Origin of the sequence: Cupriavidus phytohabitans (assembly GCF_017815025.1) — a bacterium.
Classification (GTDB): domain Bacteria; phylum Pseudomonadota; class Gammaproteobacteria; order Burkholderiales; family Burkholderiaceae; genus Cupriavidus.
Genome location: NZ_JAGIQB010000013.1, coordinates 71,202 through 96,622 on the forward strand (window position 1 = coordinate 71,202; position 25,421 = coordinate 96,622).

The window sequence follows — 25,421 nt, forward strand, 5'->3', positions numbered from 1 at the left end:
TGGTCCTGCAGGGGGCGGGAAGGTCTTACGCCGTTTCCACTTCTTCGGTCAGGATCGCCTCGTCAGCGTCCTCGATATCCTCGATCGGCTCGAATTCGTTGATGTTGTCGATCTCGGTGCCCATCGCGATATTGGTCACGCGCTCCAGGATCACCTCGACCACCACCGGCACCGAGAACTCGGCCATCAGGTCGCGCGCCTCGGCGAAGGCGGGGGCGATGTCTTCCGGCTTGAACACGCGGATCGCCTTGCAGCCCAGGCCTTCCACCACCTTGACGTGGTCCACGCCATAGCCGTTCAGCTCGGGCGAGTTGACGTTGTCGAAGGCCAGCTGCACGCAGTAATCCATCTCGAAGCCGCGCTGCGCCTGGCGGATCAGGCCGAGGTAGGAGTTGTTCACCACCACGTGGATGTACGGCACCTTGAACTGCGCGGCCACGGCCAGTTCTTCGATCATGAACTGGAAGTCATAGTCGCCCGAGATCGCTACCACGTCCGAATCCGGCGAAGCGGTCTTCACGCCGATCGCCGCCGGGATGGTCCAGCCCAGCGGGCCGGCCTGGCCGCAGTTGATCCAGTGGCGCGGCTCGTTGACCGACAGGAACTGCGCCGCGGCGATCTGCGACAGGCCGATGGTGCTGACGTAGCGCACGTCGCGCGGGAAGTACTGGTTCATCTCGCGGTACACGCGTTGCGGCTTGACCGGCACGTTGTCGAAGTCGCTCTTGCGCTGCATGGTGCGGCGGCGCTTCTGCACGTCGGCCACCCACGACTTGCGGCACGGCAGGCGGCCGGCCATCTTCATTTCGCGGGCGACTTCGACGAACAGCTCCAGCGCGGCCTTGGCGTCGGAGACGATGCCCAGGTCCGGGCCGAACACGCGGCCGATCTGGGTGGGCTCGATATCGACGTGCACGAACTTGCGGCCCTTGGTGTAGACATCGACGCTGCCGGTGTGGCGGTTGGCCCAGCGGTTGCCGATGCCCATCACGAAGTCGGAGGCCAGCAGCGTGGCGTTGCCGTAGCGGTGCGAGGTCTGCAGGCCGACCATGCCGGCTTGCAGCGGGTGGTCGTCGGCCAGCACGCCCCAGCCCATCAGTGTCGGCACCACCGGCACGTTGACCAGCTCGGCGAACTCGACCAGCAGGTCGGACGCGTCAGCGTTGATGACGCCGCCGCCGCACACGATCAGCGGGCGCTCGGCGGCGTTGAGCATGGCGATGGCCTTCTCGATCTGGGCGCGCGAGGCGGCCGGCTTGTACGGCTGCAGCGGCTGGTAGGTCTCGGGATCGAATTCGATCTCGGCGACCTGCACGTCGAACGGCAGGTCGATCAGCACCGGACCCGGGCGGCCCGAGCGCATGATGTGGAACGCCTGCTGGAACACTTGCGGCACCAGTGCCGGCTCGCGCACGGTCACGGCCCACTTGGTCACGGGCTTGGCGATCGACTCGATGTCGACGGCCTGGAAGTCTTCCTTGTACAGGCGGGCGCGCGGCGCCTGGCCGGTGATGCAGAGGATGGGGATCGAATCCGCCCAGGCCGAGTACAGGCCGGTGATCATGTCGGTGCCGGCGGGGCCCGAGGTGCCGACGCAGACGCCGATATTGCCCGGCTCGGCACGGGTGTAGCCCTCGGCCATGTGCGAGGCGCCTTCGACGTGGCGGGCCAGCACGTGGCTGATGTTGCCCGACTTGCGCATCGCCGAGTAGAACGGGTTGATCGCCGCGCCCGGCACGCCGAACGCCGTGGTCACGCCTTCCTTCTCCAGAACCGCGATGGCCGCGTCGATTGCTCTCATCTTTGCCATGATCTTGTCTCCAATGGTGGTGGGATTCGCATTGGAATCGATCCTATTCCCCGACCGGCCTGGGATAAACAGAAGGACGATCAGTTGATTCGATACTTCCGGTATGCAATATGACCTTGGAAGGCCGATGAGACGGTCGCCGATGGCACGCCAGCGTATGCAATTGGATATGTGGTGTGATGAAACGGCCACGCAGCGCAGCAGTAGGTACGCTGCCGGCACCGCCCGCCGAGGTGGCTATCCGGCACGTGCCTGAGCGGCGAAAATGGCGCCATCCCGTTGCCCGAGCCGACCATGTATTCCAGGCTGCCGCCGACCTACGAACTGCTTGAAGCGCTCGAAGCCCCCAGCGCGCCCACGCCGCCATCGGCCAGCCCGCCGGCCGGCGGGCTGGCCCGCTTGCTGTGGATCGGCTTTATCGTCGCGCTGGTGGCGACCCTGCTTGGAGGCGGGGCGCTGGCCGTGTGGCGGCTGTGGCTGAAGCATCCGGTGCCACCGTGGTCGCTGCGCGCGTTCGAGGCATTCCTGGCTACGGCAGCCGCCTGTTATGTGGGCGCCGGGCTGGCGCGCACGCGCTCGGTGCTGGCCAGGCTGCGCAACCCGCTGCGCTGGCAAGCCCGGGAAATGGACCGCCAGCGCGCAGCCGAAGACGCGCTGCTGCGGCAGCTGGCGCGCATCCCGCCGGCGCAGCTGGAAGCGCGCCAGCGGCGCGTGGCCCTGCAGCTGCGGCTTTGGGAAGGGGCGGCACGTACCGTGGGCCTGCTGCTGGCGCTGGCGCCCGCCGCGGTGGTGCTGGCCAGCGCGTGGCGCGCCTTGCCGCGTCCGGAGCAGATGGTGCCGATGCTGCTGTGGGGCTATGGCGTGATGCTGGTAGCCGGCGGCGCCAGCTACCTGTACCTGCATGTGCAGTGCAGCCGGCCGTTGCGGCGGCTGGCCTACGTGCTGGGCGAGGCAGCGCGGATGAATGCCGAACTGGACGCGCGGCGCGCGCAACGGGCCGCCGTCCGGCAGGAGGCGTGATCAGGCCGCGGCCAGATAGGTCTGCACCAGCCGCACCCATGCCGCCGCGCCCAGTGGCAGCACCGCGTCGTTGAAGTCGTAGCCGGGGTTGTGCACCATGCAGCCGCCGAATTCGCCTTCGCCGTTGCCAAGGATCAGGTAGCACCCCGGCACTGCGTTGAGCATCCACGCGAAATCCTCGCTGCCGTTGAGTCCCTTCGGCGCCTGCGTGACCACGTTGTCCGCGCCGACCAGCTCGGTGCAGACGCGCTGCGCCAGCAGCGTTTCGGCTTCGGCGTTTACCATCGGCGGCGTCAGCTGGCGGTAGTCGATTTCCGCTTCAACACCATGCGCCTGTGCTGTCAGCGCGACGATCTCGCGGATGCGCTGTTCGACCAGCGCGCGCGTCTCTGGCCGCGCGGCGCGCACGTTGAGCCCCAGCGTCACGGCTTCCGGTATCACGTTGTGCGTGGCGCCGCCGCGGATAAAGCCGACCGACACCACCGCGGTATCGTCCGGCGCGACGTTGCGCGCCACCACCGTCTGCAGCGCGGTGACGATGGCCGCCGCCGCCGCGATCGGGTCGCGCGCGCGGTGCGGCATCGCGCCGTGGCCGCCCACGCCGCGCACGGTCACGTCGGCCACGTCCGACGACAGGCTCACCGGCCCTGGCAGCACGCGGAACGAACCCGCCGGCACGCCCGGCATGTTGTGCAGCGCGAAGATTGCATCGCACGGGAAGCGCTCGAACAGCCCGTCCTCGATCATCGCGCGCGCGCCGCACAGGTTCTCTTCATCGGGCTGGAAGATCAGGTTGAGCGTGCCGTCGAAATCAGGCTGGTCCGCAATTGCCCTGGCCGCCGCCAGCAGGATCGCGGTATGGCCGTCGTGGCCGCACGCATGCATTTTTCCGGGTACCCGGCTGGCGTAGGGCAAGCCGGTCGCTTCGGTGATCGGCAGCGCGTCCATGTCGGCGCGGATGCCGAGGCGGCGCGTGCCGCTGCCGCGCTTCAGTTGGCCAACCACGCCGCTCTTGCCGATGCCGGTGTGGACCTCGTAGCCCCAATCGGCCAGCAGCGTCGCCACCAGCCTGCTGGTCGCCCCCACCTCGAAGCCCAGCTCGGGCTGCGCGTGGATCTGGCGGCGGATGCCAACAAAGGTCTCGGCGTCGATGCCGATGGCCGGCAGCAGGTGCGGCAGGTACTGGAATGGCTGGAGCGTCGGTGCGCGGGTCATGGGAGCGGTCTCCGGAAAATGGTCAGGGTTCAGTGGGCGCGGCTCAGTGGATGCGGTTCTCGCGGATGCGCAGCACGGCCAGCAGCGTGATCACGCCGCAGACCAGCATGTAGAGGGCCGGCGACATCGGGTTGCCGGTGCGGGCCAGCATCCACGTGACGATGAATTGCGACGAGCCGCCGAACACGGTCACGCCCACGCTGTAGATCACCGACAGGCCGCTGGCGCGCACGCCGGCGGGCAGCATCTCCAGCATCATCAGGAACATCGGCGTGGTGCCGAGATTGACCAGCGCGGTCAGCAGCGCCGACACGCACAGCACCAGCGGCACGCTCGGATAGGCATTGATCAGCCAGAACGCCGGGTACACCGCCAGCATGCTGAGCACCAGCGAGGCCACCACCAGCGGCTTGCGCGCGACCAGGCGGTCAGCGAGGCGGCCGGCGAACAGCGACACCACCGTCAGCGTCAGCCCGGTGACACAGCCCGACAGGAACGACAGCGACGCCGGCATATGCAGCACGCGGATCATGTAGGTCGGCATGAAGAACACCACCAGGTACATCGTCGCGGTGCCGGCCGTGGTTGCCAAAATGCCTTTGAGCACGGTGGCCCAGTGGTTGCGGAACAGCTCGCCGAGCGGGCTCGGCGCGTGGGCGTCGGCCTGGTGGGTTTCGTCGAGGTGCGCGCGGATATAGAGTCCCACCGGCGCGATCAGCAGGCCGACCAGGAAGGGCAGGCGCCAGCCCCAGCTTTCCAGCGACGCGGCCGGCAGCACGGCATACAGCGTGGCGCCGGTCAGCGCGCCCAGCAGCGCCGAAATGCCCTGGCTGCCGAGCTGCCAGCTGACGCGCCAGCCGCGGCCCTTGACCCCGCCTGCCTCCATCAGCATCGCGGTCGAGGCACCGATCTCGCCGCCGAGCGAAAAGCCCTGCAGCAAGCGGCCCGCGACGATCATCAGCGAGCCGGCGATGCCGGCCGACGCATATGGCGGCGCCAGCGCGATGCACAGCGTGCCGAGCACCATCAGGCCGATGGTCAGCGTCATCGCCGCCTTGCGGCCGCGCCGGTCGGCGTAGCTGCCGATCACCACGCCGCCGAGCGGGCGCATCACGAAGCCGATGCCGAAGGTGGCCACCGCCAGCAGCAGCGAGCCATAAGGACTGTCGGAGGGGAAGAACAGCTTGCCGATCAGCAGCGAGAAGAAGCTGTAGACGGTGAAATCGAACATCTCCAGCGCATTGCCCAGCGAGCACGCCGCGATCAGGCGGAACTGGCTCTGGTTGCGAGGTGTGCTGGCGGTACTGGCGGGGGCGGCCGCGACGCTGGCAGGCGTCGCGAAGGTGGCGTCGTTCATGCAAGGTCTCCACGAACTGGTGGGGGGCTGCACGCACGGCGGACCGGTGTTGTCGGGGCCCGGTGAGCAGGAGCGGCTCGCGCGGCAGTCAGGTTGGCAACCTGTGGCGCTGAGTATTCAGGCAAACGGACCGGGACAAAAAATCATATATTTTCATCCTGATAACCAGATCGAATCACCGTCATAACCGGTGGCGTCCCGGTATCGGGAAAACTACTGAAGGATGCCGGCAAAGCCTTGGGCGGAGCGGGTAAGGGCCGGAAGTGCGGCCCGCGACGCGCGTCGGCGTTTGCGCCCGCGGATGGGGCGTGTGGCCCCGCGCCGGGGCATTGCGCACGGCATCATGGAACAGGAAACAGAAACGGAAACAGAAGCGATGAAACTGCACCAACTGCGGGTCCTGCTTGCCGTGGCCGAGCACGGCAGCATCCATGAAGCGGCGCGCGCGCTGCATATCTCGCAGCCGGCGCTGTCCAAGGCCATCGCCGAGCTGGAGCGCGAGCTCGGCGTGACGCTGCTGTCGCGCTCGGTGCGCGGCGTCAGCCTGACTGCCTACGGCCTGGCGCTGGTCAAGCGCGCCAGCGTGGTCGAGCAAGAGCTGCGGCACGCGCTGGAAGACATCGAGTCGATCCGCGGCCATGCCGAGGCCGAACTGAACATCGGCTTCACCGCGGTGGCCTCCAGCGGCCCGCTGCCGGCGGCCATCGCGGCGTTCCGGCAGCGCTTCCCGAATGTCGCGCTGCGCGGGTTCGAACTGCGCCCCCAGCAGATCCAGGAAGGCCTGCGCGAAGGGCGCCTCGACCTGGGGCTGATCTCCACCAACAGCGGCCCCGGCTCGGCCTCGCTGCAATGGGAGCCGCTGTTCTCGGTCGGCATGAAACTGGCCGTGCGCGCCGGCCACCCGCTGCGCCGCACGCGCCGGCTGCGGCCGCTGCTGGATGCCGACTGGCTGGTGCTCGACCCGGTCGACGATGCCGGCAGCCCGCTCGCCAGCCTGATGCGGCTGCACCGGATGGAGATGCCGCGCCGGGTGGTGCAGAGCGCATCGAACCTGCTCGGCCTGCAGCTGGCCACGCGCACCGACCTGATCAGCATGTGGTCGGACTTTGTCTTCCACGGCACCGGCGGCCCGCTGCAGCTGGCCAGCGACCAGCTGGTACCGCTGCCGATCCAGGACGAGCTGCCGGATTTCCGCGTATTCCTGGTCTATCGCTCGGTCGACCTGATGACGCACGCGTGTGCCGAATTCAGCCGCGAAGTGCGGCATTGTGCCCGCGAGCGCCGCGATGCGCCGCCCGCCATGCGCCGGGCCCGATCCGCTTCATAAGCGCCGCCGGGATGCCATGGCGGCGCCGATGCCGCACAATGGCGCCCGGGAGACTGATATCCGATGGACAAACTCAAGCAAATCGAAGCCTTTATCGCCGTGGTGGAGCACGGCAGCATGGCGGCCGCGGCGCTGACGCAGAACGTCACGCCGGTGATGATCGGCCGCCGCATCAACGCGCTGGAAGCGCGTATCGGCGTCAAGCTGCTGCACCGCTCCACGCGCCGCATCGCCGTGACCGAGCAGGGCGCGGTGTTCATGGAGCAATGCAAGAAGGCGCTCGCCGACCTGGACCGCGCCGAGATGCTGATCGCCGAAGGCAAGCACAAGGCCACCGGCCACCTGATCGTGTCGGCGCCGGCCGCGTTCGGCCGCAAGCACGTGGCGCCGCACGCGCCGGCCTTCCTGGCCGCGAACCCGGAAGTGCAGATCTCGTTCAACCTGACCGACCGCGTGGTCGACCTGGTGCGCGAGGGCTATGACGTGGGCATCCGCATCGGCGGCGCAATCGACCCCAACTTCGTCGCGATCAAGCTGGCGCAGAACAAGCGCGTGGTGTGCGGCACGCCCGCGTACTTTGCCAAATACGGCGTGCCGCAGACGCTGGACGACCTCGAGCACCACAACTGCCTGGCGTTCAACCTGCAGGGCGGCCAGCAGCGCGGCTGGTACTTCAGCCAGAACGGCAAGGCCGTGACGGTGCGCGTCAACGGCAACCTCGACTGCAACGACGGCGAGCTGCTGCACCGCTGGACCGGCGAGGGACTCGGGCTGGGCTGGCGCTCGACCTGGGAGATCCTGCCGCAGCTGGAGAGCGGCGAGCTGATTACCGTGCTCGACGAATACGCGCTGCCCGACTACGACATCCTCGCGGTGTACCCGCAGCAGCGCCCGGTGCCGGCCAAGATCCGCTTCTTTATCGAGCACCTGAAAGCGCAGTTCGCGCGTCCCGGCTACTGGATGGCCGGCGGCAACGGCGACTGAAGGCCTTTGCGCCGATGCCATGGCAGCCTGGCTCGCCGACCTCGTCGTCATCGTGCACGGCCTGTTTATCGTGTTCGTGGTGGCCGGCGGCCTGCTGGTGCTGCGCTGGCCCCGGCTGGCATGGGTACACCTGCCGGCCGCGGCGTGGGGCGTGATGATCGAGTGGTCCGGCTGGATCTGCCCGCTGACGCCGCTGGAGAATGCGCTGCGCCGTGCCGCGGGAGAGGCGGGCTACAGCGAGGGCTTTGTCGAGCGCTACCTGTTGCCGCTGATCTATCCGGCGGGACTGACGCCTGCCGTGCAGCTTTGGCTTGGCCTGATTGTGCTGGTGGTCAACGTGACGGTCTACGCGGCGGTCTATGCGAGGTGGTGGCGCCGCCGGCGCCACCGTTGAGCGGAAGGCTTCAACGCGCCGGGTCAAATCGCGGCGCGCGTTTCTCCATGTTGGCCAGCACCGCCTCACGCTGGTTGGGCGAGCCGACCAGGCGGTCCTGCTCATCCGACTCGGCTTGCAGGATGGCGGCATTGTCGCCGCGCTCGACCACCGCCATCAGCCGCTTGGCCGCGCGGATCGCATCCGGGCTCTTCTGCGCGACCTGGCGCGCCGCTTCCAGCGCCGCGGCGCGCGGGTCGTCGGCGACGTAGGTGGCGAGCCCCAGCTCGCACGCTTCGGTGCCGCTGAGCACGCGCGCGCTGTAGACCAGTTCGCGCAGCACGTCGGGGCGCACCAGCCCGCGCGTCAGCACCATGCCGGCCATGTCGGGCACGAGGCCCCACTTCATCTCCATCACCGATAACTTCGTATCGGGCGCGACGTAGCGCACATCCGCGCCCAGCGCCACCTGCAGGCCGCCGCCGAAGGCCACGCCGTGCACCGCCGCGAACACCGGCACCGGCAGCTCGCGCCACACCATGCAGGCGTACTGCGGGCGGTTGGAAATGCCGTTGGTGCGCTTGCCGAGCCGTCCGCCGCCAATGCTGTCGCCGTCGCTGCCGTTTTCGCTGCTGCCGCCATCGCCTGACAGCATGCCGGCCATGCGGCCCATGTCCAGGCCCGCGCAGAAGGCTCGGCCTTCACCTGACAGCACCACGGCGCGCAGGTCCGGCATGCGGGCCAGCTGCTCGCCGGTCTCGATCAGCGCGTCGAACATCGCCTGGTCAAGCGCATTCATCTTGTCGGGTCGGTTCAGGCGGACGTCGGCGACGCCGCCTTCGATGGTGACGATGATCCGTTCATTGCTGCTGGCGCTCATGCGCGGGCTCCTTGGGTTGGTATGCCGGGTGTGGTGCAAACGGCGAGGACGCTGCTCAGCGGCCCTTGAACTGCGGCTTGCGCTTCTCCACGAAGGCGGCGACGCCTTCCTTGCAATCGTCGCTGCGGCTGGCGCGCGACTGCAGCGTGGCTTCGACTTCCAGCTGCGCGGCGAGATCGTTGCCGAAGCTCTGGTTCAGCGCTTCCTTGATCATGCCGTAGGCCGCCGTCGGCATGGTGGCAAGGTGCTGCGCGAGCTTGCCGGCTTCATCCTGCAACGCGGCATCGTCATGGACCTTCCACACCAGCCCGATGCGGTGCGCTTCCTCGGCATCGATCTTCTCGGCCAGGATGGCCAGCGCGCGGGCGCGCATCTCGCCGGCGTAGCGCGGCAGGAAGTAGGTGCTGCCGGCATCGGGAATCAGGCCGATCTTCGAGAACGCCTGCAGGAAGCTGGCCGAGCGGGCTGCCAGCACCACGTCGCCGGCCAGCGCCAGGCTCATGCCCGCACCGGCGGCCACGCCGTTGACCGCGGTGATGACCGGCTTGGGCATCTGGCGCAGCGCAAGGATGATCGGGTGATAGCGCTCGCGCAGCATCTGGCCGGAATCCTGCAGGCCATTGCCGCCCGACTGGCGCGCGGCCAGGTCGGCGCCGGCGCAGAAACCGCGCCCAGCACCGGTAATCAGCACGGCGCGCACCTGGGCATCCGCGGCGGCGCGGTCCACGCCTTCGCGCAGCTCGCGCATCAGGTCGGCGTTCATTGCGTTGAGCACGTCCGGGCGGTTCAGGGTCAGCGTCGCCACGCCTGCGCTGGTTTGGTAGAGCACGGATGCTGTCATCGTTGGTTCTCCATGTATCGTTGTGGTTGCTCTTGAGTTTTTTGGGGACGCACGTCAGCGCATGGGCTTGAGCGCGTCGGCCGAAGCGTCACCCAGCTTGCTGCCGCCATCGCAGTCAAGGATGGTGCCGGTCACGAAGTGCGCGTTGTCGCTGCTCAGGTACATGGCGGCGTCGGCGATATCTTCCTTGGTGCCGTAGTCGCGCAGCGCCAGGCGTGCCTTGTAGCGCGCTTCGGCTTCGGGCGTCGGCGCCAGCCGCGCCATGCCTTCTGTATCGGCGATCGGCCCGGGCGAGATGCCGTTGACGCGCACGCCGGCCGGGCCCCACTCCATTGCCAGGCACTTGATCAGCATGTTGATGCCGGCCTTGGCCGCGCAGGCATGGGCCTGGAACATCATGGCGTTGACGCCCTGCGGCGCGGTGATGGCGATCAGCGACGCACCGGGCTTGCTCAGGTAGTCGAAGCTGGCGCGGAATACGTTGAAGGTGCCGAGCAGGTCGATGTCGACCACGGTCTTGAACGCATTGGCCGACATGCCAACCACCGGCGCGAGGAAGTTGCCGGCGGCGCCGGAGATCACCACGTCGATCGGCCCCAGCTCCTGGCGCGTGCGCGCCAGTGCCGCCTCCACCGCGGCATAGTCGCGCACGTCGGCCGCCATGCCGATCGCGGTGCCGCCCGCGGCGGCGATGCCGTCGGCGGCGGCCTGGATACGGTCCTCGGTACGGCTGATCAGCGCCAGCTTCGCGCCGGCGCGGGCGAAGCCGTGCGCGATGCCGAGGTTGATGCCGGAAGAAGCGCCGGCGATGAATACAGTCTTGCCGGCGAAGGCGTCTGCGCGAAAGGCACTGGGCATGGATAGTCCTCTTGATCGATGGTCAGGCAATGCGAGGGGCGGCCGCATCCGCAGGCAGGAGGAGCCTGCGGATGCGGCGCTCAGGAAATGAAAACCGGGAGAGGGTGCGAACGCAGGCCGGACGGCCGCGCGGGCGCGGTGCGATCACGCATGATGGGTCTCCATGACGGTTGTTCTGGTGCGCGTCCGCGGCGGTGTCGCGGCGCAGGCCTCTGTGTTGGGCCCTCGCGATCCTAACCCGAAGCACGCATTCGGTTATGGCCGCGTTTCGTCAGCGATGGAAGGGAGGCGGTGCGTCAATGTGCGCAACCCCGCACGGCATTGCAGCCGCACGCGCTCGCGCAAGTGATTGGCCGGAAAGGGAATTTGCCGCGCTGCGGCATTGTTCGCGAGGACCCGCTGGCCTCCGATGCTCAGCGCCGCAAAAGCCAGCCCTCAGAAAAAAGAAAGCCCGCACACCGTTGCAGCGTGCGGGCGGCCTTCCGGCGATGATGCGCGAAAGGCGGAGTGCTCATGAAGTGCGCCCCCGCGTCTTCATGGCGAGGACAAGTGTGCCCGGGCGCGGCCCAGGCCGCTTTGACCAACGTCAAGCGCTGCTCAACGGCCTGCCCGAGTCCTACGCCAGCAGCGCCGCGACCAGGTCCTTGCCTCGCGCCACCGGCGCGGTTTCCTCGAAATGCAGCGCGCTTTCGACATGGCTGAGGTGGTCCACCATCAGCGCGACGGCGCGCTCGGCATCGCCCGCGCGCGCGGCCTCGATGAATTCGCGGTGCTCGTCCGACGAGCACGCCGCATCGCGCCGGGACTGGTACAGCATGGTGATGACCGCGCTGCGCGTCGACAGCTCGCGCATCATCTCGGTCAGCACGTTGTTGCCGACCACTTCGGCCAGCACGATATGGAAGTCGCCCAGCAGCCGGGTGCGCACCTGCGCATCATTGCCGCCCACCGACTTGCGCTCGGCCGCCAGGTGCTTGTCGATGCGTTTGTAGTCGGCCGCGGTTGCCTTGGCGACGAACTCGCGCGCCAGCGCCGCTTCCAGGATGCGGCGCACGGCGAAGACCTCGCGCGCTTCTTCCGCGCTGGGCTTGGCGACGAACGCCCCCTTGTCCGGCACGATCTGGATGACCTTGTCCTTGCTCAGCATCAGCAGCGCCGCGCGCACCTTGGTGCGGCTGACGCGGTAGACGCTGGCCAGCGCCTCCTCGCGCAGCTTGGTGCCGGGCGGCAGGCGGTGCGAGACGATCGCCGCGACGATGTCGTCGGCGATCGCTTCAGCGGTCATGTCGGGATCGATATGCTCGGGCATGGCAGCGCACTTGCGCAGGGGCTGCGCGTTGGGGAAATGCCGTGATTCTAGCGCCCCGCGACAGTCCCCGGCACGGCGGCGGGCGAACCGGCCACGGCAGTGTCATCCGCCATGGCGGCGAGGCCGGCATCCAGGTCGGTCGCCTCGATCGTGCCGTTGAGCACGCCGCGCGCCCGTTCGCGGTCGATATCCTTCTCCCACGCGGCCACCACCACGGTCGCCACGCAGTTGCCGATCAGGTTGCCGAGCGCGCGTGCGATGCCGATGAACCAGTCCACCGACAGCACCAGCACCAGGCCGATCGCCGGGATTGCCGGATGCGCCGACAGCGTCGCCGCCAGGATCACGATGGCCGAGCCCGGGATGCCGTGCGCGCCCTTGGAGGTGACCAGCGCCACCGCCAGGATGCCGAGCAGGTCGGCCATTGCCAGCGGCGTGTTGGTGGCCTGGGCGATAAACACCGCAGCCAGCGTCAGGTAGATCGAGAACGCATCCAGGTTGAACGAATAGCCGGTCGGGATCACCAGGCCCACCACCGACTTCTTGATGCCCATGAACTCCAGCTTCTTCATTACCTGCGGCAGCACGCTGTCGGACGAAGCGGTGCCAAGCACCACCAGCAGCTCGGCGCGCAGGTAGCGGATCAGCTTGATCACCGAGAAGCCGCACACGCGCATGATGGTGCCCAGCACCACCAGCACGAACACGATCACCGCGCCGTAGAACAGGAACACCAGGAAGCCCAGCTGCTTGAGCGAGCCGATGCCGTACTTGCCGACGGTGAAGGCCACCGCGCCCAGCACGCCCAGCGGCGCCAGCTTGATGATGAAGCCCATCATCTTGAACAGCGTGTGCGAGAACGTATCGATCAGCTTGACCAGCGGCCGGCCCGGCTCGCCCACCAGCGACAGCGCGCAGCCGAACAGGATCGACACCAGCAGCACCTGCAGCACGTCGCCGTTGGCAAAGGCGCCGAACACGGTATTGGGGATCAGCTTGAGCAGGAAGTCGACCGTGCCCTGGTCCTTGACCTTGGTGGCGTTGTCGATAAAGCCCGCAATGGCCGACGCGTCGAGCGAGCGCGGATCCACGTTCATGCCGACGCCGGGCTGGAACACATAAGCCAGCAGGATGCCCAGCGCCAGCGCGATGGTGGTGACGATCTCGAAATACACCACCGCCTTGATGCCGACGCGGCCAACCTTCTTCAGCTCGCCGGCGCCGCAGATGCCGGCCACCACCACGCAGAACACGATCGGGCCGATCAGCATCTTGATCAGCTTGATAAAGGCGTCGCCGAGCGGCTTGAGCTTGGCGGCGAATTCGGGGAAGGCAAGACCGAGTGCCGTGCCGATCACCAGGGCGATCAGCACCTGGCCGAACAGCGAGCGGGTAAAGCGGGTGTGCAGGCGTGGGGTGCCCGGGCGGTGCGAGGGAACTGCGTGCTGCATGGTTGTCTCCGTGCCGGGCCGGCCCTGCGCATGTGCGCTGGCTGGCCCATTTCGATCCAGGAATCACCGGCGGCCCCGTACTGCTCTGACGGCTGGGTGGGCTGCCGGCCTTACGTTCTCGGGCAGGGCTCCGGGTCGGGTGCGCGCCACCGCGTGGACAGCCCCCCTGTTGGGGCGGAACCCACGCAATCCGTTGTACGGACCGGATTGTCCGCAGCGGATTGTCTGAACGTGGAACCGAATATAGTGCATATCATTTTTGTATGCAATTTTTGAATTCACTGTGCTACCATGAATCGCACAGAATAGAGCTTCGGCCATGGGCGCCCCGCCCGCACTGGCACCCTCGCCAGCCACGCCGCCGCGGCTTTCACGACTTCCAGCAGGAGACACGCATGGCAGCAAATCCGTCGTCGGCCAGTTTGCCGGCAGCCGCAGAGGTAGGCACGCGCATCATGGCCTGGGCCGATGCCCTGGCCGTCCACACCGAGCAGCCCGGCATGCTCACCCGCACCTACCTGACCGAGGCCCACCACGGCGCCGCCGCGCAGCTGACCGAATGGATGCAGCAGGCCGGCATGACGGTGCGGCGCGATGCCGCCGGCAACGTGATCGGCCGCTACGAGGGCACCACGCCCGACGCGCCGGCGCTGCTGACCGGCTCGCACTTCGACACCGTGCGCGACGCCGGCCGCTATGACGGCAATCTGGGCGTGATCCTGCCGATCGCCTGCGTGGCGGAGTGGAACCGCCAGGGCAAGCGCTTCCCGTTCGCGCTCGAGGTGGTCGGCTTCGCCGAGGAAGAGGGCGTGCGCTTCAAGGCCACGCTGCTGGGCAGCCGCGCCATTGCCGGCACCTTCGACAACAAGGTGCTGGACAACGTCGACGACAGCGGCAAGACCATGCGCGAAGTGATGCGCGAGGCTGGCTTCGACGCCGCCGACCTGCCTGCCGCCAGGCATGAGCGCAGCAAGGTCGCCGCCTTCATCGAGGTGCATATCGAGCAAGGTCCGGTGCTGCTGAACGAGGGCCTCCCGGTCGGCGTGGTCACCGCGATCTCCGGCGCCACGCGCTTTATCGTCGAGCTGGAAGGCCTGGCCGGCCACGCCGGCACGGTGCCGATGGACATGCGCCGCGATGCCGCCATGGCCGGTGCCGAGATCGGCCTGTACATCGAGAAGCGCTGCGGCGGCAAGCCGGGCCTGGTCGGCACCGTCGGCCAGTTCAACGTGCCCAATGGCGCCACCAACGTGGTGCCGGGCCATGCGGTGTTCTCCATCGACATTCGCTCGGGCATCGACGCCGAGCGCGAGGCCGCCGTCAACGACGTGCTTGCCGAGATCGAAAGCGTGTGCGCGCGCCGCAACGTGCGCGTGCAGGTGCGCAAGACCCACGAGGCGAACAGCGTGCCGTGCGCCCCGTGGCTGCAAGAGCAATGGGCCGCCGCCATCGCCCGCCAGGGCGTGCCGGTGCGCCATCTGCCGTCCGGTGCCGGCCATGACTCCATGGCCATTGCCGCCATCGCCGATGTCGCCATGCTGTTCGTGCGCTGCGGCAACGGCGGCATCAGCCACCATCCCACCGAAACCATGACCGCGGAGGACGCAGCACTGTCCGCGCGCGTGTTCAGCGATTTCGTCGAGCACTTCCGGCTGCAGCAGTAAGCCAGCGCCCGGAAGCCCACCCGAACCCTCCTGAGAAGTTACGAGAACAAGTCATGACCGCACGAGACAATATGAACCCCATCGAAACCACGCTGACGCAGTTCATCGACCAGCACCGCCCGCAGCAGGAAGCCTTCCTGGCCGAGCTGGTCAAGGTGCCTTCGGACAACCCGGCCGGCGATTGCGATGCCCACGGCAAGCGCGCCAAGGAACTGCTGGAGGGCCTGGGCTTCACGGTGGAGGCGCACAAGGTGCCCGACGCGCAGGTGCAGGCCGCCGGCATGATCAGCGCCACCAACCTGATCGTGCGCAAGCAGTTCGGCACGGGCGGCCCGACCATCGCCATGAACGCCCACGGCGACGTGGTGCCCCCGGGCCTGGGCTGGACCAAGGACCCGTACGGCGGCGAAATTGTCGATAGCGCCGACAGCGAACACGGCCCGGTCATGTACGGCCGCGGCGTGGCGGTGTCCAAGTCTGACTTCGCTACCTATACCTACGCGGTGCTGGCGCTGATGGAAGCCGAGAAGCAGGGCGCGAAGATCAACGGCGCGGTCGAGCTGCAGTTCACCTATGACGAGGAAACCGGCGGCGATATCGGTCCCAAGTTCCTGCTCGACAACAACCTGAGCAAGGCCGACTACGCCATCTCGGCGGGCTTCTCGTATGGCATCACCTCGTCGCACAATGGCTGCCTGCACGTCGAAGTGACGGTCAAGGGCAAGCAGGGACACGCTGCCATGCCGCACACCGGCGTCGACGCGATCGAGGCCGCCACCCACATCCTGCAGGCCATCTACGGCCTGCGCGCCGAGCTGGCCACGCGCAAGTCGAAGGTGCCGGGCATCGACACCGCCACGCTGAACGTCGGCCTGATCAAGGGCGGCATCAACACCAACGTGGTGCCGGACCTGGTGACCTTCCGCGTCGACCGCCGCATGATCCCCGAGGAAATCGGCTTTGACGCCGAAGGCGAGATCCGCGCCGTGGTCGAGAAGGCCGCCAAGGACCGCCCGGGCATCGAAGTGAAGGTCGAGCGCATCATCCTGGCCGAGCCGCTGTCGGAACTGCCGGGCGTGGAGAAGCTGATCGGCGCGCTGAAGAGCCGTGCCGAGTCGGTGTTCGGCGTGGAAATCCCGGTGCAGGGCGTGCCCCTCTACACCGACGCCCGCCACTACACCAAGCGCGGCATCCCGACCGTGCTGTACGGAGCCGGCCCGCGCACGCTGATGGAAGCGCGCGGCCATAACTCGGACGAGAACCTGCGCCTGAACGACCTGAACCGCGCGACCAAGGTGGTGGCACTGGCGTTGTCCGACCTGATGAAGTAAGCGGAGAAGGAATTTGCGCGCCGGTGATGGATCGGCGACAGAAACGCCACGGCTTTGGCCGTGGCGTTTTTTTGTATGCGAAAGGGGCCAGGCAACTGTCCGGCGGAGCGTTCGGGTCCGCGTGAGCTGAGATCGCGGCGGCAGCTTCCGCCGCTTTTGCCTATTCCGGCAGCGTATCCGCTCCCGCCCCCAGCATCCGCTGCATCAACACCGTATCGATCCACTGCCCATGCTTGAAGCCGACCGCTTCCAGCCGGCCCACGGTCCGGAAGCCCAGCCGCTCATGCACCGCCAGCGAGCCGGCGCCTTCGCCGCCCGCGGTACAAGCGATCACCGCGACCATCTGGCGCCACGGGCCGGTTTCGCACTGCGCCACCAGCTCGGCGAGCAGCGCCTGTCCCAGACCCTCGCCAACGCAGCGGTGGTCGATATAGATCGAGTCCTCGATGGCGAAGCGATAGGCGCTGCGGGCGCGGTAGGCCGATGCATAGGCGTAGCCCAGCACCGCGCCATCGCGCTCGGCGACCAGGTAGGGCAGGTTCTTGCGGCGCACCTCGGCGAAGCGCAGCTGCATGTCGTCGACGGTCGGCGGCACTTCCTCGAAGGAAGCGCGGCCGTGCAGGACATGGTGCGCATAGATGGCGTGGATGGCCGGGACGTCCGAGGCGGTGGCGTCGCGCAGCGTGAACGGCTTGCGCGCGGCGATGGGGCGGAGGGAGGCGGTGGTCATCGGGAGCGCAGGCCAGTGGCCGGATGCATGGACCTGGGGCAACGCAGGATGCGTGCCCGACACTTGCGTCTTTGTGCCTGCGCGCAGCCTGATACGTTGTATATAGTGCCGTTGGATTTGCACCGCATTAGTGCCACCGCCCCAGTTCAGGGCGCATCAACAAGAAAGGACACCTGCCATGATCACGATCTACCACAACCCCCGCTGCTCCAAGTCGCGCGAGACGCTTGCCATGGTCGAGGAAGCCGCCGGGCGCCTTGGCGAGCCAGTGGAAATCGTCGAGTACCTGAAGAACCCGCCATCGGTGGCGACGCTGCGCCAGCTCAACACAATGCTGGGCGTGCCGGTGCGCGAGATGATCCGCGACAACGAGGCGGCGTACGCGGAACTGGGCCTGGCCGACCCGGGCCTGACCGATGCCGAGCTGCTGGCTGCCGTGGCCGACAACCCGATCCTGCTGCAGCGCCCCGTGGTCGTGCGCAACCGGCGCGCCGTCATCGGCCGGCCGCCCGAGAACGTGGTGCCGCTGCTGGCCTGAAGCGGGCCCGGAATAGAACCGGCCCCCACGAACTGTGGGGGCCGGCCGGTCTGCGAGACAAACTGCTTCAGGCGGGTCGTTCAATGAACACCCAGCCAGTGCATGGCCTCCTGACCGAAAGCAATGGCCGCGAGCACGACCAGCAGCACTACCAGCGTCACCGTACTGACGTACAGGGTGGCCTTGGCGACTTCGGCGTCTTCATCCGAGGTGTGGTGATGGGTGATGGGCGTGGCGCCCTTCGCGTGCGACCCATGCGGCCAGTGAATCCGGCCGGCCAGGTCTCTCAAGTGCAGGTCGGTAGGAAAACGCATGATCGACACCTCCTCGGCGGGCGCCGCGCGGCTCCGGGCATCATCGGTCAGGCGGATGGTGGCGGGTTGCGCAAGTGCGCCGAATAATCGGTTGGCTCGTTTCGCCCGGTGCGCCACATCCGCTTCTACTATAGGCGGGTTGGCGGCAGATGCGTGAGCGCGGTCTGCAAGGGGCGTGCCGCGGGACACGCTGCGCTGCAGCAACGCCTCATGGCTTTGGATCAGGTTGTGAGGACTCGCTCGCGCTATCATCCATGGCTGGCGCCAGGCCGGCCAGAGCCGCTTCCCGCGCGCGCTGCGTTGCCAGCATGTTGCAGAACAGCGCGCCCTGTTCCAGCGCATCGTCCAGCGCCACATGGGTGTGGGGTAGCGGATCCATCCATTCCTTTGGGAATGCCGCCTTCACGGTCTTGCGGTAAGGCCGGCCCGTCAGCGCAAAGCCCAGCGTCTTGATGTCCAGCGCGGCCCAGCCGAACGGCGAGCGCCCGGCGAAGCGCATCATGTACCAGAACATCCAGGTGAAATCGAAGCCGGCCGGGAAGGCCACGAAGACCGGCTTGCCGGGCAGGCTCTCGACCCACTCCACGTAGCGCACCATGGCGTCCTCCGGGCGCTGCAGGTCGCGCCGGCAGGCGCTCCAGGCCTCGGGCTGGGTCTGCCACCACTGCATCTGCACCGGGTGCCCCGCGGCGCCGGGCAGCGTCTCCAGGTTCGCCGAAAACGTGCCGATCACAGTCTTGTCCGCCAGCATGGCGGCCGAAGCGAACGACAGCATCGAATGCGGGCCCGGAATGGGGCCATCGGCCTCGACGTCGGTGCTGACGTAGATTTCCGGCCGGGTGTCGGGCGCCTGTCGCTTGGCCATGGCGTCAGCCCACGTCGATCAGGTGGTCCGCCACGAAGGGGTTGTTGCGGCGCTCCTCGCCGAAGGTCGAAACCGGGCCGTGGCCGGGAATGAAGGTCACGTCCTCGCCCAGCGGCCAGAGCCGCGTGCGGATCGAGCGGACCAGGTCGGCATGGTTGCCGCGCGGGAAGTCGGTGCGGCCGATCGAGCCGGCGAACAGCACGTCGCCCACCACCGCCAGCTTGTTGGGGCGCGAAAAGAACACCACGTGGCCGGGCGTGTGGCCCGGGCAGTGGTAGACCTCCAGCGTTTCGTTGCCGAACTGCACGGTGTCGCCGTTCTCCAGCCAGCGGTCAGGCTCGAAGCTTTCCGCATGGCCGAAGCCGAAGCGCCGCGTCTGTTCGGGCAGCTGCTCGATCCAGAAGCGTTCGTCCTGCTGCGGCCCTTCGATGGGGATGCCGAATTCGCGCGCCAGCGCCGCGGCACCGGCGCAGTGGTCGACGTGGCCGTGCGTCAGGAAGATCTTCTGCAGCGTCACCCCTTGCTCCCGGACTGCTTCGCGGATGCGTTCGAGGTCGCCGCCCGGATCGCAGACGGCAGCGGTGCCGGTACTTTCGTCGATCAGCAGCGAACAGTTTTGCTGGAAGGGGGTGACCGGGATAAGGAGGACTTTCATCGGTGTATTTTTGTGATCGTTGCGGCATTTTCACAGCGCGCCGCACGCGCCTCGGCAGCGGCGAAAAGCTGCCGGGCATTCATGCTTTGCATTGTAGCGCCGGGCGGAAAATTGTTGCGGCGCATACCGTAATATGCCTTTTAAGGCACTCCGTTACAAAATAGCCCGACCCCCCGCAATCCCTTGCCACACCGTGGATCGCGGGCAGGATCGTCCCCGTTCGTGCGAGATCGAACAGATTTCGTAACAAAATGAAAGAGATAGTCAGCAGTAGTCAATGCTAGACTCGCGCCCATGCTGAATTTGACCGCCCTCACCAAGCGCTGGCAACGGCTGGCCAAGCTCGGGACATGCACTGCATGCGCCCTGGTGCTGGCCGCTTGTGCCACGCCCCCCGGGGGCGACAATGCGGACGTCGCCGATACGTCGAACGCGGTGCCTACGCGCGCCGCGAAGAACGCCGGCAAGGCCGCCCGCAACGAGGCGGACAAGAGCGCCCGCGCATCGTCCGAAGGCGGCAGCTGGAACCTGTTCGGCTACGACGCGGACGAAGGCCGCAGCGGCAGTTCGCTTGACGGCCTGCGCGCAGACATCGGCACGTTCGAGCAGCGCGGCGTCGCATCCTGGTACGGCAAGGGCTTCCATGGCCGCAAGACCGCCAATGGCGAGCGCTTCGACATGCGCGCGATGACCGCCGCCCATCCTTCGCTGCCGCTTGACAGCTGGGTGCTGGTGCGCAACCTGCGCAACAACAAGGTCGCGGTGCTGCGTATCAACGACCGCGGTCCGTACCACGGCAACCGCGTGCTGGACGTGTCCTACGGCGCCGCGCGCCGGCTTGGCTTCGTCGAGCGCGGCGCGGTCAACGTCGAGATCCGCCGGCTGACGCGCACCGAAGTCGCGGCGCTGGGCCCGCAGTTCGATGCCGGCGGCACCGAGGCCGGCGATGGCACCGGTGACGACGATGTGTCCGTGCCCGAACTCGCCAACTCGCTGGCGCCCGCCAAGGCGCGCAAGGCAACCAAGGCCAGCGGCAAGGCGGTCAAGCGCAAGCGCCGCTGAGACCGGCAGCGCCCGATGCATGCCACCGCGCGCTGACACCTCTCCGTTACTTTCCCCGCATCGCCCCGGCGTCGTCGCCCGGGCGGCTTCAGTCTCCGCTATCGCCGGATCGTTGCGCCAGCGCCAGCTGGTAGAGCGCGCCGGTGCTGGCACCGGTGATCGCGGCCGCCAGCTTGGCGGCGCGCTTGGCCGGCAGTTCCGCCAGCAGCAGCCCCAGCACGCGCTGCGCCTCGGCATCGGGCGCACCGTCCGCGGCCGCATCGCCGCCGGCGCCTTCCACCACCAGCACGAATTCCCCCTTGGCCCGGTTCGGGTCGGCCGCCAGCCATGCCGGTGCCTGCGCCGCGGTCACCACCGCGATGTCCTCGAACAGCTTGGTCAATTCGCGCCCGATCAGCAGCCGGCGCTCGCCCGGCAGTCCGGCGGCAAGCGCGGCCAGCGTGTCGGCAATGCGGTGCGGCGCCTCATAGCAGACCCAGGCATGGTCCAGCGCGGCGAGCCGCGCGATAGCCTCGCCACGCGCCTTGGGTTTGCTCGGCAGGAAGCCGACGAAGGTGAAACGGCCTTCGCCCGTATCGAGCATGTCGCCCGCCACCGACAACGCGGCCACCGCGGCGCTGGGGCCGGGCAGGGGCACCACCGGGTGGCCGGCGGCGCGCACCGCCTCGACCAGCCGCGCGCCCGGGTCCGATATGCCCGGCGTGCCGGCGTCCGAGACATAGGCGATACGCTCCCCCGCGGCCAGCCGCGCGGCGATGCGGCCGGCAGCCTCGCGCTCGTTGTGCTCGTGCACGGCCACCAGCGGCCGCTGCAGGCCCACGCGCGACAGCAGCTGGGCCGTATTGCGGGTGTCTTCGCAGGCCACCGCGTCGGCCAGGCCGAGCACATGCAGCGCCCGCAGCGACAGGTCCGCGACATTGCCGATGGGCGTGGCCACGACATACAGCGTGCCGCCCGGGTACGACTGGCTAGCCGCCAGCGAGATCCAGTCACTCATTGAGAACTTCCGTCGATGCCATCATTCAAATCCACCACGCAGCCGAGCGACGCGCAGGCGCGCGGGATGCGGGCGGAGGACCGGGCGCTGGCGCACCTGCGGCGCCAGGGCCTGCAGCCCGTGGTCCGCAATTATCGCTGCAAAGGCGGCGAGATCGACCTGGTGATGCGCGCGCCGGACGGCACGCTGGTGTTCGTGGAGGTGCGGCAGCGCAGCGGACGCGGTTTCGGCGGCGCTGCCGCCAGCGTCACGCCGGCCAAGCAGCGCCGCGTGCTGCTGGCCGCGGCCCACTACCTCGCCACGCTGGCGCAGCTGCCGCCATGCCGCTTCGACGTGGTGGCGCTGGAGCCGGGGCGTCTGGAGTGGTTGCAGCACGCGTTCGACCTGGATGCCGCAGCGGCTGGTTCATAATGCGCGCTGGCGCGCAAGGTGGCGCGTAACTGCCAATGAAAGGCCACAGAGCCATGAGTATCGAGAGTATCCAGCAACAATTCCTAGACAGCGCCGAGACCAAGCAACAGGCCGCGGCGGTAATGGCCCCCTATATCGACGCCGCCGTGGAACGCATGGTCGGCGCGCTGACCAGCGGCAACAAGATCCTGGCGTGCGGCAACGGCGGCTCGGCGGCCGATGCGCAGCATTTCGCGGCCGAGCTTGTGGGGCGCTTCGAGCGCGAGCGGCCGGGCCTGGCGGCGATGGCACTGACCACCGACAGCTCGATCCTGACCGCGATCGGCAACGACTATGACTTCAGCAAGGTGTTTTCCAAGCAGGTCGAGGCGCTGGGCGTGCCCGGCGACATCCTGCTGGCGATTTCCACCTCGGGCAACTCGGCCAATGTGATCGCGGCGATCGAGGCGGCGCGCCAGCGCGAGATGGCCGTGATTGCTCTGACCGGCAAGGGCGGCGGCGTCATCGGCGGCCTGCTCGACGAATTCGATATCCACGTGTGCGTGCCGAGCGAGCGCACCGCACGCATTCAGGAAGTGCACCTGCTGACGCTGCATTGCCTGTGCGACGGCATCGACGAGGCATTGCTCGGGGAAGCCTGAGCCCGCAATCGTCCCGCACTCCCATTCCCAACATCCAGCCACAGCAAGGACCGCATGACGAACCTGCCCACTACGCCTGAAACCCGGACCGGCGCCGCCGGCACCGGCCGCATCCTTCGCGCCACGCTGACCGCCGCGGCGGTGCTGGTTTCCGCCACCCACCTGGCCGGCTGCTTTCCCGTGATCGCCGGCGCCGTGGGCACCGGCGTGACCATGGCTACCGACCGCCGTCCGGCCGCTACCCAGACCGTCGACCGCGGCCTGCAGATGGAAGCGGAGAGCACCATCAACTCGCGCTACAGCGGCCAGGCCCGCGTCAACGTGACCGTGTTCAACCGCAAGGTGCTGCTCACGGGCGAGGCCAGCAATGACAGCGTCAAGCAGCAGGTCGAGCAATATGTGCGCGGCCTGCAGAATGCGCGCGTGGTGATCAACGAGCTTGAGGTGGTCAATTCGCCCGGCTTCATGACGCAGAGCCAGGACGCGTACCTGACCAGCAAGGTCAAGACTCTGCTGATGACAGCCGACGGCGTGCCGTCGAACTCGATCAAGATCACCACCGAGAAGAGCGTGGTCTACATGCTCGGCGTGGTCACCCAGCAGGAAGGCGACCGCGCCACCGACGTGGCGCGCAATGCCTCCGGCGTGACCAAGGTGGTCAAGGCGTTCGACTACGTCAACGACACCGAGCGCGCGCGCCTGGATGCGGCCTCGACGGCGCAGAACCCGTCGATCGACGGCAACATCGGCACGCCGGCGCCGGTGCAGTCGGTGCCGGGCGTGGGCGGTCCGGTCGATGCGCCGGCCAGCACGCCAAGCCAGGCGACTACCAGCCCGGTGAGCTCGCCGGCTGCCTCGCCGGTTGCCCTGCCGCCGGGCCGGAACCTGCCCTGAGCGGGCTCGCTCGCCGACGCGCCACGGCGCCCGCGCATGCGGGCGCCGTTTTTCCATCTGCGGTTTTCACTGCACACCGTCCGCACACGATGTGATACGGTTGCCACGCCCGCAGGCATCTTGCCGATGCCGGCGCCCGGCACCCCACACGGAGCGAGACCATGACAACCATCCCCCGGCCCGCTGTGTTCGTGCGGCTGGCACTGCTGGTCTCGGCGCTTTGCGGCGCCCAGCCCGCGCTGTCGGCCGAGCCCGCGCTGTCGGCCGAGCCCGCGGCCTCCGCCCCGGCGGCCCAGCATGTGCGCGCCCATGCCTCTGCCTGCACCAGCTGTCATGGCCCATCCGGCCGAGCGCCCGAAGGCAGCACCATTGCGTCGCTGGCAGGGCGCCAGCAGGCCGAACTGTTGGCGCAGTTGCAGGCGTTCCGTTCCGGAACGCGCCCGGCCACGGTGATGCACCAGATCGCCAGGGGCTACACCGACGAACAGCTCGCCGCGATCGCGGCATGGTTCGCCAACGTGCGTTGAGGGGGGAAAACGCCATGCAACGACGACATTTCCTGGGCGCCGCCGGCGCCACGGTGCTGGGCTCGATGGGCGTGCGCGCGGCGAGGGCCGCGGCGCCGGCCAGGGTGGTGGTGATCGGCGGCGGTTACGGCGGCGCCACCGCCGCGCGCTACCTGCGCGAGTGGAGCGGCAACGCCATCGAAGTCACGCTGGTCGAACCCAATCCTGCGTTCATTTCCTGCCCGTTGTCCAACCTGGTGATCGGCGGCAGCCGGCAGATGGCCGAGATCACGCTGCCTTACGACCAGCTGGTGCGCCGCCACGGCGTCAAGCTGGTGCGCGACACCGCCGCCGCCATCGATCCCGGCAAGCGCACGGTGCGGCTGGCCGGCGGCGGCACGCTGCGCTACGACCGGCTGCTGCTGTCGCCTGGCATCGACCTGATGAGCGACGCGCTGCCCGGCCTGAAGCGGCCCGGCGGCGACCAGGTGCTGCACGCCTGGAAGGCCGGCCCGCAGACCGTGGCGCTGCGCCGCCAGCTGGAGGCGATGCCCGACGGCGGCACCTACGCCATCACCATCCCCACGGCGCCGTACCGCTGCCCGCCCGGCCCGTACGAGCGTGTTTGCCAGGTTGCGCACTATTTCAAGCAGCACAAGCCGCGCAGCAAGTTGCTGGTCCTGGACGCCAACCCGGACATCACCTCCAAGGCCGGACTGTTCCGCAAGGTATGGGCGGGGCAGTACGCCGGCATGGTCGAGTACCGGCCACAGTACAACACGGTCGATGTCGACCCGGCCACGCGCACGCTCAAGTTCGAGGTGCAGGAGGATGTGCGCGCGGACGTGATCAACGTGCTGCCGCCGCAGCGCGCGGGCGCGATCGCGGTGGCGACCGGACTGGCCACGGCCAACGCCAAGTGGTGCGAGGTCGATTTCGTCACCTTCGAGTCGCGCGCGGCGCCCAATATCCATGTGATCGGCGACGCCATCCAGATCGCGCCGCTGATGCCCAAGTCCGGCCATATGGCCAACCAGCATGGCAAGGTGGCGGCAGCGGCGATCGTCGCGCTGCTATCGGGCCGCGCGCCGGACCCGCAGCCGCTCTATAACAACACCTGCTACAGCTTCACCTCGGACCGCGAGGCGGTGCATGTGGCGAGCGTGCACCGCTACGATGCCGCCCAGAAGACCATGCTGACCGTGCCGGGCTCGGGTGGGTTGTCGGAAGCGCCCACTACGCTGGAGGGGGTGTACGCGCTGTCGTGGGCCAAGGGCATCTGGTCGGAGATGCTGGGATAGGGCATCGGCGGCACAGGCAGTTCGGGGCACTGCCAGGAGCGCCCCATGACAAAACCGCAAGAACGTGCAATGCCGGGAGCGGGGCGG

At 68.1% G+C, this 25,421-nt stretch carries 26 protein-coding genes; 13 read left to right on the forward strand and 13 right to left on the reverse strand.

The features are described 5' to 3' along the window. Positions 1–25: 25 nt before the first annotated feature. Positions 26–1,810 (reverse strand): glyoxylate carboligase, encoded by a 1,785-nt coding sequence (gene gcl, locus J8I34_RS11320; protein ID WP_209806070.1) that lies wholly within the window; start codon positions 1,808–1,810, stop codon positions 26–28. Positions 1,811–2,104: 294 nt separating this feature from the next. On the opposite strand from gcl, the gene J8I34_RS11325 reads away from it, so the two are divergent. Continuing rightward, a complete protein-coding gene (locus J8I34_RS11325; protein ID WP_209775869.1) occupies positions 2,105–2,830 on the forward strand; it encodes a hypothetical protein in 726 nt (241 codons plus the stop codon). On the opposite strand, the gene J8I34_RS11330 is transcribed toward J8I34_RS11325, so the two are convergent. Together J8I34_RS11330 and J8I34_RS11335 are read right to left on the reverse strand one after the other, a co-directional pair. Further along, the gene (locus J8I34_RS11330; RefSeq protein WP_209775868.1) at positions 2,831–4,045 is read right to left on the reverse strand and encodes a M20 aminoacylase family protein; all 1,215 of its coding nucleotides are present in this window, start codon (positions 4,043–4,045) and stop codon (positions 2,831–2,833) included. A 43-nt stretch (positions 4,046–4,088) separates the two neighbouring features. Beyond that, positions 4,089–5,402: an MFS transporter gene (locus J8I34_RS11335; protein WP_029046608.1), complete on the reverse strand. Its 1,314-nt coding sequence runs from the start codon at positions 5,400–5,402 to the stop codon at positions 4,089–4,091. Positions 5,403–5,778: 376 nt separating this feature from the next. Between J8I34_RS11335 and J8I34_RS11340 the strand changes: the two genes are divergently transcribed. From J8I34_RS11340 to J8I34_RS11350, 3 genes are all read left to right on the forward strand, one after another. Next, on the forward strand, positions 5,779–6,729 hold the full coding sequence (locus J8I34_RS11340) for a LysR family transcriptional regulator (RefSeq protein WP_035877275.1): 951 nt from the start codon (positions 5,779–5,781) through the stop codon (positions 6,727–6,729). 63 nt (positions 6,730–6,792) lie between these two features. Further along, positions 6,793–7,713 (forward strand): LysR family transcriptional regulator, encoded by a 921-nt coding sequence (locus J8I34_RS11345; protein ID WP_029046609.1) that lies wholly within the window; start codon positions 6,793–6,795, stop codon positions 7,711–7,713. A gap of 19 nt (positions 7,714–7,732) precedes the next feature. Then, entirely contained in the window at positions 7,733–8,107 is a 375-nt protein-coding gene (locus J8I34_RS11350; RefSeq protein ID WP_209806071.1) for a DUF2784 domain-containing protein, read from the forward strand. Positions 8,108–8,117: 10 nt separating this feature from the next. On the opposite strand, the gene J8I34_RS11355 is transcribed toward J8I34_RS11350, so the two are convergent. The 5 genes from J8I34_RS11355 to J8I34_RS11375 form a co-directional block, all read right to left on the reverse strand. Then, positions 8,118–8,966: a crotonase/enoyl-CoA hydratase family protein gene (locus J8I34_RS11355; protein WP_209806072.1), complete on the reverse strand. Its 849-nt coding sequence runs from the start codon at positions 8,964–8,966 to the stop codon at positions 8,118–8,120. 55 nt (positions 8,967–9,021) lie between these two features. After that, on the reverse strand, positions 9,022–9,807 hold the full coding sequence (locus tag J8I34_RS11360) for an enoyl-CoA hydratase-related protein (protein WP_029046612.1): 786 nt from the start codon (positions 9,805–9,807) through the stop codon (positions 9,022–9,024). Between the two features lie 54 nt (positions 9,808–9,861). Continuing rightward, positions 9,862–10,665: an SDR family oxidoreductase gene (locus J8I34_RS11365; protein ID WP_029046613.1), complete on the reverse strand. Its 804-nt coding sequence runs from the start codon at positions 10,663–10,665 to the stop codon at positions 9,862–9,864. A gap of 616 nt (positions 10,666–11,281) precedes the next feature. Beyond that, on the reverse strand, positions 11,282–11,974 hold the full coding sequence (locus J8I34_RS11370) for a GntR family transcriptional regulator (RefSeq protein WP_029046614.1): 693 nt from the start codon (positions 11,972–11,974) through the stop codon (positions 11,282–11,284). A gap of 47 nt (positions 11,975–12,021) precedes the next feature. Next, entirely contained in the window at positions 12,022–13,425 is a 1,404-nt protein-coding gene (locus tag J8I34_RS11375) for a C4-dicarboxylate transporter DctA (protein WP_029046615.1), read from the reverse strand. Between the two features lie 395 nt (positions 13,426–13,820). Here J8I34_RS11375 and J8I34_RS11380 point away from each other — a divergent pair, with 395 nt between their 5' ends. Together J8I34_RS11380 and J8I34_RS11385 are read left to right on the forward strand one after the other, a co-directional pair. Continuing rightward, on the forward strand, positions 13,821–15,089 hold the full coding sequence (locus tag J8I34_RS11380) for an allantoate amidohydrolase (protein WP_029046616.1): 1,269 nt from the start codon (positions 13,821–13,823) through the stop codon (positions 15,087–15,089). A 53-nt stretch (positions 15,090–15,142) separates the two neighbouring features. Further along, on the forward strand, positions 15,143–16,420 hold the full coding sequence (locus J8I34_RS11385; protein ID WP_209806073.1) for a M20/M25/M40 family metallo-hydrolase: 1,278 nt from the start codon (positions 15,143–15,145) through the stop codon (positions 16,418–16,420). Between the two features lie 160 nt (positions 16,421–16,580). Here the strand turns inward: J8I34_RS11385 and J8I34_RS11390 are convergent, their stop codons facing one another. Beyond that, the gene (locus tag J8I34_RS11390) at positions 16,581–17,150 is read right to left on the reverse strand and encodes a GNAT family N-acetyltransferase (protein WP_209806074.1); all 570 of its coding nucleotides are present in this window, start codon (positions 17,148–17,150) and stop codon (positions 16,581–16,583) included. Positions 17,151–17,328: 178 nt separating this feature from the next. On the opposite strand from J8I34_RS11390, the gene arsC reads away from it, so the two are divergent. Next, positions 17,329–17,688: an arsenate reductase (glutaredoxin) gene (gene arsC / locus J8I34_RS11395; protein WP_029046619.1), complete on the forward strand. Its 360-nt coding sequence runs from the start codon at positions 17,329–17,331 to the stop codon at positions 17,686–17,688. Between the two features lie 80 nt (positions 17,689–17,768). On the opposite strand, the gene J8I34_RS11400 is transcribed toward arsC, so the two are convergent. The 3 genes from J8I34_RS11400 to J8I34_RS11410 form a co-directional block, all read right to left on the reverse strand. After that, entirely contained in the window at positions 17,769–18,002 is a 234-nt protein-coding gene (locus J8I34_RS11400; protein ID WP_029046620.1) for a hypothetical protein, read from the reverse strand. A gap of 208 nt (positions 18,003–18,210) precedes the next feature. Further along, entirely contained in the window at positions 18,211–18,867 is a 657-nt protein-coding gene (locus J8I34_RS11405) for a 3'-5' exonuclease family protein (protein ID WP_029046621.1), read from the reverse strand. A gap of 4 nt (positions 18,868–18,871) precedes the next feature. Then, positions 18,872–19,522, reverse strand: coding sequence for an MBL fold metallo-hydrolase (locus J8I34_RS11410; RefSeq protein WP_209806075.1), 651 nt, complete (start codon positions 19,520–19,522; stop codon positions 18,872–18,874). 294 nt (positions 19,523–19,816) lie between these two features. Between J8I34_RS11410 and J8I34_RS11415 the strand changes: the two genes are divergently transcribed. Next, positions 19,817–20,584 (forward strand): septal ring lytic transglycosylase RlpA family protein, encoded by a 768-nt coding sequence (locus tag J8I34_RS11415; RefSeq protein ID WP_029046623.1) that lies wholly within the window; start codon positions 19,817–19,819, stop codon positions 20,582–20,584. Between the two features lie 88 nt (positions 20,585–20,672). Here J8I34_RS11415 and rsmI read toward each other — a convergent pair whose 3' ends face one another. Beyond that, the gene (rsmI, locus tag J8I34_RS11420) at positions 20,673–21,581 is read right to left on the reverse strand and encodes a 16S rRNA (cytidine(1402)-2'-O)-methyltransferase (protein WP_209806076.1); all 909 of its coding nucleotides are present in this window, start codon (positions 21,579–21,581) and stop codon (positions 20,673–20,675) included. 15 nt (positions 21,582–21,596) lie between these two features. Between rsmI and J8I34_RS11425 the strand changes: the two genes are divergently transcribed. From J8I34_RS11425 to J8I34_RS11445, 5 genes are all read left to right on the forward strand, one after another. Continuing rightward, entirely contained in the window at positions 21,597–21,992 is a 396-nt protein-coding gene (locus tag J8I34_RS11425) for a YraN family protein (RefSeq protein WP_029046625.1), read from the forward strand. A 53-nt stretch (positions 21,993–22,045) separates the two neighbouring features. Then, positions 22,046–22,633, forward strand: a complete 588-nt coding sequence (locus J8I34_RS11430; RefSeq protein ID WP_029046626.1) for a phosphoheptose isomerase — start codon at positions 22,046–22,048, stop codon at positions 22,631–22,633. 54 nt (positions 22,634–22,687) lie between these two features. After that, entirely contained in the window at positions 22,688–23,527 is an 840-nt protein-coding gene (locus tag J8I34_RS11435) for a BON domain-containing protein (RefSeq protein WP_209806077.1), read from the forward strand. A gap of 161 nt (positions 23,528–23,688) precedes the next feature. After that, positions 23,689–24,054, forward strand: coding sequence for a c-type cytochrome (locus J8I34_RS11440; RefSeq protein WP_209806078.1), 366 nt, complete (start codon positions 23,689–23,691; stop codon positions 24,052–24,054). Between the two features lie 14 nt (positions 24,055–24,068). Then, positions 24,069–25,334, forward strand: coding sequence for an NAD(P)/FAD-dependent oxidoreductase (locus J8I34_RS11445; RefSeq protein WP_209806079.1), 1,266 nt, complete (start codon positions 24,069–24,071; stop codon positions 25,332–25,334). The last annotated feature ends 87 nt before the right edge of the window (positions 25,335–25,421 follow it).